Source organism: Bacteroides sp. RTP31139st1_H2_RTP31139_211217 (assembly GCF_040227615.1).
Classification (GTDB): Bacteria; Bacteroidota; Bacteroidia; order Bacteroidales; family Bacteroidaceae; genus Bacteroides; species Bacteroides uniformis.
The window spans coordinates 999-9,384 of sequence record NZ_JBCNZM010000177.1 but is presented as its reverse complement, the minus strand read 5'-3'; the positions used below and the strand labels follow the sequence as shown (position 1 = coordinate 9,384).

Annotated in this window: 4 protein-coding genes and 1 pseudogene; 1 reads left to right on the top strand and 4 read right to left on the bottom strand. The window is 42.4% G+C overall.

Translation table 11 applies throughout. From position 1 onward, the window contains the following. Window positions 1-78: 78 nt before the first annotated feature. The 3 genes and pseudogenes from ABUA47_RS20600 to ABUA47_RS20590 form a co-directional block, all read right to left on the bottom strand. Window positions 79-2,571, bottom strand: a pseudogene (locus tag ABUA47_RS20600) (SusC/RagA family TonB-linked outer membrane protein); the annotation flags it as partial. A 1,168-nt stretch (window positions 2,572-3,739) separates the two neighbouring features. After that, window positions 3,740-5,347 carry a carboxymuconolactone decarboxylase family protein gene (locus ABUA47_RS20595; RefSeq protein ID WP_005835705.1) on the bottom strand — a complete coding sequence of 536 codons (1,608 nt, stop codon included), beginning with the start codon at window positions 5,345-5,347 and terminating at the stop codon, window positions 3,740-3,742. A gap of 24 nt (window positions 5,348-5,371) precedes the next feature. Further along, on the bottom strand, window positions 5,372-6,526 hold the full coding sequence (locus tag ABUA47_RS20590) for a lactonase family protein (RefSeq protein WP_004295300.1): 1,155 nt from the start codon (window positions 6,524-6,526) through the stop codon (window positions 5,372-5,374). A 279-nt stretch (window positions 6,527-6,805) separates the two neighbouring features. On the opposite strand from ABUA47_RS20590, the gene ABUA47_RS20585 reads away from it, so the two are divergent. Beyond that, on the top strand, window positions 6,806-7,726 hold the full coding sequence (locus ABUA47_RS20585; protein WP_349831966.1) for a helix-turn-helix domain-containing protein: 921 nt from the start codon (window positions 6,806-6,808) through the stop codon (window positions 7,724-7,726). A 68-nt stretch (window positions 7,727-7,794) separates the two neighbouring features. Here the strand turns inward: ABUA47_RS20585 and ABUA47_RS20580 are convergent. Next, window positions 7,795-8,386 (bottom strand): site-specific integrase (locus tag ABUA47_RS20580; protein WP_349831964.1); only part of this gene is annotated, 592 nt, incomplete at its 5' end.

The following is an 8,386-nucleotide window of genomic DNA, read 5'->3' as shown; positions in this document are numbered from 1 at the left end:
CAGTACAACATTCCAAGAACCGTCTACTGATATCGGTTATAAAAAGAAAAAGCGTCTAGCTAAATCAGGAAAAGACACTATGGTAATATGTTCAATATTTACATAGTCACCTTTTTCCAACCAATAGTCTGAAACATTCTGATCAATAATATTTTTTTCAGGAGCACCCTTCAATACATTGTAGTCAGGGAATATAGACATATTGGTATAAGCCAAGCCCGTGCCATTGAATATCTTATGACCGAAAGCACCATTTATCTGCATGGCAATATCAAAGGACTTGTAACGGAAACTGATGTTTGATCCAATAGTTACCTTGGGGGTTGCCTGACCTGCTATATACCTGTCTCCGCCATCGCTAAAATCAATCTCGCCATCATCATTCAAATCTTCAATATCGTAACTGTAGCCACCAAGTTCATTTTCTTTAAGCCCTTTGCAGTGAGGTAGATAGAATACCCCCAATGGCTGACCTACAATCTGATATACTACATTATTGTCTCCACCGTTCTGACCTGCACCATAAAGCGAGCCAATCGGAGTAATATCTGAAGCTGTCATATGCATACCATTATACTCTCCACTAAGCGAAAGTAACTTATTCTTCTGGTAGGACATATTGAAGTTGATATTCATCTCCATATCCTTTCGTTGAATGGGAACTACCGAGATTCCTAGTTCGACACCCTGGTTAAACATCGAGCCGATATTTGCCATCAGTTTATCGAACGCAAAGGTCGGAACGGGAACATCATACTCATAGAGCATATCAGTTGTCTTTGAGTAATATAATTCCGAGGTAAGCATCAACCGATTATCCCATATACCTAAGTCAAAACCGATATTAAATGTTGAACGAGTCTCCCACTTAAGGTCCGGATTCGTGTTGCGTATACTTCCCATTGTTACGGTAGGTGCACCGTTGATGGATACGATACCATTCTCCTTTACGGTATTAAGTGTTGTATAGGATGTTATACCTCCAAGATTTCCTGACCGACCATATCCGGTTCTTAGTTTCAACATTGTTATAAAGTCAGTATCAGAGAGGAAGCCTTCTTTTTTTACATCCCAACCCAGTGATACTGATGGGAAGAATCCGAAAGTATTGTTATCGCTTACCATTGAAGAGCCATCTCCACGGAGTGCTGCCGCAATAGAATATCTATCCTTGTAACTATATGTGACACTACCCATTATTGAAGCAAGTGACGGGTCTTCATAGCTACTGCTCGTACCACCGAAAGGACGCGATGATGTTGCTCCGATGTTATTATAGGAGAAATCATTTGTTGTTATTCCTTTTGCCTGCACCCATAAACCAGTCCTTACCTGTTTAAGATATTCTGCGCCAACAACAGCATCAAGGTGTGAGTCTCCCCAAGCATTGTTATATGAGAGGGACACATTTGTAAAGTAGTCTTCACCCTTGAACTCTCCACGATAAACATTGCCTTGCGCCCACACCCATGTAGGACAAAATTGAGCATTTCCCGTAGATGAATATGAATAAGAGCCGAAAGCCGACAATATCAAATTGTCAAGGATATTAAATTTCAGCCCCAAATGTGTATTGAAATTCCGTTCTTCGGAGTCATTTTTCTCATAGAGGAGTGCTCCGGGGTGGTTGATGTGTGATGCAGCCGAGTTCTTCACCCAGTTGCCATTAACATCAGTTCCTGCTGGATATGTAGGATTCTGTGCAGCTGCCGAGTAAAACAGCATTCGTGTATCGAAAATGTCGTGTATCTTTGACGAGTAGCCATATACACCAAAATCGCCAACTAAGCGACCATCGAAAGCCTTTTGTGTAGCATCAAGTTTTACCACTAAATTTCGGTAATCGTTAACTTTGACAATTGTATTATGATCCATAAAACCGAACGATGCTCGATAGTTTGAGTTTTCCGAACCACCGCTAAAAGCCAAGTGATGCTGATGTATCAAGCCCGTACGAGTAATTACATCGTGAAAATTGGTGTTGTAGCCACCATTATTGTAATCTAATCCAAGTGCCTCTGCTGTAGCTATATACTCCGGGCCGTTGAGCATTTGCAGATGTTTATACATTGACTCGAATCCGTAGTTGCCATCATATGATATTTCGAAACCTCGCCCCGTTCCTTTCTTGGTCTTAATCTCAATTACACCTGAAGCACCACGGGAACCGTACATTGCCGTTTCGGTAGCATTCTTCAAAATAGTGAAACTCTCGATGTCTGCGGGATATATGGTAGATAGCGTAGCGATGTCAGATGTCACTCCGTCAATAATTACTAACGGGTCATTGCCACCCATAATGGATGTGGTACCACGCACACGGATACTATTCAGCATAGCGAGCCTGTCAGTCCCATTAGTGGTGACGTTCACACCGGCAGACTGACCACTCAATACATCCAAAGCATTATTCAATGGTCCCTTCTTGATATTCTCGGGCCTGATATGCTCTAATGATTTAGTCGCCGAAATGGTATCTTGTTTCTCTCTGATATTCTGTACTTGTGCATCAATTTTTTGAGCACTACAGATGAAGAACATTATGACAAGACAAAGACTGACTCTTCCCATCTTGATTCGTTAAATCTCTGTAGATTCCCCAGACCAGACAGTTAATAAATCTTATACGCAATGTATTATAAAGAGGGGGATTGGGAATCTGTACTATTTCCCTGCCTGTCCGTCCGCTTAGCCATTGTATATTTTTTTTGTTATTTCATATCAGTGATGCTGATAATCCAAGCAAGAACAGAGTAAACATCTACCTCTTTTATACATAAATCCTTTCCAAGGACTTTATAAGCGCAACCATTAACTACATTACATTACAAAGGTAACAATAATTTGTCATTTGAAGAAATTTAGAAAAAAGAAAAAGTCATTATGCGTGATATTTTTTATTTAATTACGACATTTATCAAATACAAAAAATCATAGAAGGACAAAAATCTTTAAATGATTTGATTATAAACAAACTTTAAATAGTTAAATTGCAATAATACTATACCATGGTTGTTCTTTACCTTAATGTAATACTACTGTTATATATCTGGTCATTTATCTCCTTTTGTCGGATGCAAAGGTTGCCAAACCTCTTTTAGAAAACGAAAAGTTCAAGCGGTAAACCATTTGGAGCAGTTTCGTCCTCCGTTGGAGAGTAAACAGCTCCAAAACCTTTTCTTATTCATCGGCTTGGCTGAAAACTGCATCCGGCAACGGAGATAAACGACTGACGAAATAATAGCATAAAACAGCATAGCCCCCCCTTAATAAGGCAATTTTATCAATGCTGTTTTCATTCTTTTCAGAGGACTATTATTTTCGACAGAGAGAAATTTGGCAAGCGGCAGATTTCACTCCCTCAAAAATAATAGATTTGAATTGCTGTCCTCTTGCCTTTATTGGAAATTGTAGTACCTTTGTAGTGGCTTGTGCGAACGAGCCAAGCAATGTGGAAAGATGGGAACATCGAACCATCAATAAAGTACCGAAAAGAGGGAAAATACCCTCTACCACCGCTCTTTGAGTGTTAAGAAATAATAAAAAGGTTAAATCTTCACCTTTTAGAATGTACCCCTAAAGGTTATGCCCATATTTCTGACTTATAACTCACAAAATATTGAGTAATAACTGGTTGCAAATACTATAATCTTTAAATTGTTTCTGTTGCAAAGTTACCCTCCTGCGTATTCGCTTTGCTGTATCATAATCACGGATAGCATTACCATTTTCATCTGAATTACCGCAAAGCATACCAGAAGAATTCCGAAATTTTTTCGAACGGTATCTTATCCATCCGGTCATACAAGTCTACATGATTGGCTCCGGGAACGATATACAGTTCTTTCGGTTCGCTGGCTTCTTGATAGGCATCCTCACTGAAATAGCGCGAATGTGCATGCTCGCCTGCAATGAATAGCACGGGGCGTGGTGAAATCTCTTTAATCATGGCAAACGGATAGAAGTTCATCAATGCCGCCTGACTGGTAAAGCGTATACCTTGATAGCGCGGATGATAGCCACGCAAGGGGTTGCGATAGTAATCGAAAAACTCCTTCTGCACGGCATTGGCATTTCCCAGCAGTTTCTCCGGTGTGCCAAAGCGGATACGTGCTTCTCCCGTTTCTGCTTCCTTCCAACGTTGTTCGGCAACTTCATCCAACAGTTTGCGTCTTTGTTCATCCGTCATCGAATCCCCCAAACCGTTACGGGTGGCACGCCCCATATCATACATGCTCACGGTTGCCAATGCCTTGATGCGGGGGTCGAGAGAAGCCGCACAGACAGAGAACCCGCCGCTTCCGCAGATGCCAATCACACCGATACGGTTGCGGTCAATAAACGGTTGTAGTCCGAGCCAGTCTACAGAAGCACTGAAGTCTTCCACCAATGCGTCGGGCGATACCGTGTGACGCGGTTCTCCTCCACTTTCGCCTTGATAGGAAGCATCAAAAGCCAGAGTCACGTAGCCTCGCCGTGCCATTTCCTGTGCATAGAGTCCGCTACACTGTTCTTTCACAGCCCCGAACGGGTGTCCGATGATGAGGGCTGCATAGTGTTGCGCTTCATTGAAATCCTTCGGGAGGTACATTTCGGCGCAAAGCATGATATCATACCTGTTTTTATAAAAGACCTTACGGACAGTAATTGTCGGATCTGTTTGAAAAGTCTTTGCCGGTTCATCGGATTCAGAAAGCACCATTCCGTTCCGACAGCGTGCCGCCATGATAAGTACTTCGTCTATCTGAGCCTGTGTCACGCCGTTGTGCTTGGCATGGGCAATGTGAGTATTCAACTCATTCTTCACGCCGTCCAACACCGACAAGGCAGCCACAGTAGACAGTTCACGGGTACGCCAGTCGAGATTGTCACGGCTGAATATGTCACCGAACAGATGAGCTTTCAGAAATTGGTCCAATGCCGGAGCAAATGTCAGCACTTCTCCTAGTGCCGGACGACCGAACAGTTTCAGCTGGTTTTGTCCACCGACAACAAACATATCCGAACTCTTTACCGGAGAAGGCTCCCGTCCGGCTTCATCCTTTATGCCTTGTGCTGCACGCTCTTTGGTGAGATTCATCAGCGTAACCAATGCACCCATGCTGCGTGGAAAGCCGCAATAGGCATAGAGCTGGGTAAGTACTTCTTTTTCTTCGCTCACGGTCAGCCCACAGTCAAGTCCTCTGGCAAGGATCACTTTGAGGCTGTCCTGATTGCCACGTGCGGCATACATACTGATGGCGGCAATACTTTGTTCTTTCTTGCTTAACATATTGTCCTTGTTTTGTGCCTGCGTATAAACGATACAGCATATCAGGCAGGCGATGGTTGTAATTAACTTGTTCATATTGCTTTCTGTTTAGTGATGAATTTATAAGAACTTGACAAACGCCGGTCTTTCCAGTCGGATATTTTTTCCCGTATTCTTCAGTAACCCCGTATTTCGGTTTCTTTCGAATATCTGTATGCAGTTGGCATCCCTGCAAACCACTGCCAAATAGCAACCATCCGGAGAGATGGCAAAACTTCGCGGATAAAGACCTGTTGGCTGAAATCCTATTTGAACCAATGTTCCTTTTTGGGAATCAATGGAATAAACAATTATGCCATCTTCTTTCAAGTGCTTGGAAGCATAGAGGAATTTGCCATCGGATGAAACATGGATATCTGCATTTCCCTCTGCAACGAAAGGGTCGCAGACAATTGTTTGTAAACGTTCCAACTTGCCTTCATTATAGGAGAATACAGTTATTTTACCCGAGAGTTCACTGATGAGATAAGCAAATCTGCCATTCGGGTGAAAACATATATGTCGAGGTCCTGAGCCGGAATCCATCTGTATGCGGACTACTCTTGATTCATCCAACAGAGAATGAGCCTTACCTGCTTCCGGTCGTTTGCCTATCGGAAACAGATAGATACAATCTGTTCCCAAATCGGTAGCAAGAAGGAATTTGCCATCAGGTGTAAAGGTCACGCAATGCAGATGCGATTGTTCCTGCCTTTTTTTATTCGGCCCATTTCCAGCAAAACGAATTATTTTTGTATCACGTTGCAACTTTCCTTTCTTATCCTGTGAGAATACCGTGATGCTGCCACCCTTATAATTTGCTGTCAGAACAAAGTATTCCTTTGGACTGAGAGTAATATAAATAGGAAGTTCACCGTCTGTAGATTGCGAGTTAAGCAGAGACAGCAGACCACTTTCCTTATCAAAAAGCAAAGCATTGGCAGTCGAACTTTTCCCTTCATCATCGCCTATGGCATAAATTCGATTACCAGTGCTATCAGATGTAAGGAAAGCAGGATTTGAAATCCCTCTCAGCCCACACGGATAGTCGACATCGGCAGTTTGTCCGTCAAACCGGTACATTCTGACACCTTCTTCGTCTGGCTTCATATAACATCCTACCAACAGAAATTTTGCATAAGTTCCCTTATCCGGGACATCTTCGGTTGACCGCGCTTGAATCGTAGTGAAGCTAAGCCATAAGATTAACATGACAAATAAAGCTTTTGGTTTCATCTTATTTACCTTTTTGGTTTCACTTGCAAAATTACAGCATTCACATACTGAAGATTAGACCTCAATCACTGATAAAATTACCACTTTCATCGGGCTTGGACCGGGTTAAATGTTATCTGTGAAAATGGTAAGACAGTCTGTGATTAGGGTTATATGTTCGTTGATTGAATGAACTAACTTTGTCGTCATGGAATAAAATAAATAAGGGATAGAAAAGAAACAGCTGTTCCTCAGACAGCAATGTCAATATAAATACTTATTTTTGTAAAAAACAAAAGGATGGTTATGGGAGATATAACAAGAATAGATACAGTTCAGCAGTACTGCGACCTTTTCGAAGTCGAAGCTCTGCACCCGTTGGTCAGCGTTGTGAATTGTTACGAGGTGCAGCCCATCAGACACTCAAAGAAACTGTACAACATTTATGCTGTGTTGCTGAAAGATACTGACTGCGGTACGATGAATTATGGACGGAGCCTCTATGACTATGAAAAAGGCTCCATGCTGTTTATCGCTCCGGGGCAGGTAATGGGTTCTGACGATGATGGCAGTCTGCACCAGCCGGCCGGATGGGCCCTGATGTTCCATCCCGAACTATTGCGCGGTACTTCCCTTGCACATATAATAAAAGAGTATTCTTATTTCTCATATAATGCCAACGAAGCACTGCACCTGTCAGAACAGGAGCGCAAAGTAGTCATTGAATGTATAAACAATGTAGCAGAAGAATTGAGGCATCCTATTGACAAGCACAGCCGTTCTTTGATTATTGATACCATGAAGCTTCTCCTTGACCACTGCATCCGCTTTTATGACCGCCAGTTCATTACAAGGGAAAATGCCAACAACGATTTGTTGGCGCGTTTTGAATTGTTGCTCAATAATTACTATCATTCTGCCTTGCCAACGAGTAAAGGTATTCCGACGGTACAGTATTGCGCTGACCAACTGTGTCTTTCCACCAATTATTTCAGTGACCTGGTAAAAAAGGAAACCGGTATGTCAGCAATCAAGCATATCCAGCAAAAAATTATGGATATAGCCAAAGAGCGCATCATGAACACGCAAAAAAGTATCAGTCAAATCTCAGATGAAATGGGTTTCCAATACCCGCAACATTTCACACGTTGGTTCAAGAAGATGGAAGGTTGCACACCGAACGAATATCGCAATGAAATTATAAAACAAGCGATAAACTAACTGGTCTTATCATCATTTATTCGTAGAGTCTCTTACAAATAATACTCTGGATATAACCAACAAAGCAATTAATGAACAACTTTGAAATCTTGAACCGATAAACAAAAAAGTTTGATGATCTCCTGCATACACTTTTCCCATCGGATGAACAGCTGTTGTCCGGTCTTTTTCCTGCGGTAAGTCAGGATTCCGTTCGCAATGTCTCCCTTTTTCAGATAAGCCATGTCCACAAAGGACATCCCCCGTGTGTAAAAGCAGAACAGGAACATGTCACGTGCGAAATCAAGGTGGGGTTTCAGGGACAAGTCCAGTCTTTTGATACGCCTGATATCATTTAAATGAATGGCCCGTTTCAAGGTCTTTTCCACACCTGTATAAACAGACTTGAACAGGTTCCGCTGTCCGGTCAGTCCGTTCTCCACCGCACGGTTGTAGACCGCTTTCAGAATGCGCATGTAGAACGAGATTGTATTGGGTGAGTTCCCCCTGTTTTTCAGATAAGCCTCGTATTCCATGAGCAAGTCAGAGCTAAGTTCGCCAAACAGTATATCGCTACCTTTCATAAAACTGCTGAAACTTTTGAGCGCGGCTGTATAGGTTTCAGAGGTCCGTATCTTTCCCAAACGTTTCAGCCTTACTATCTGTTGCCGGATATAGTCG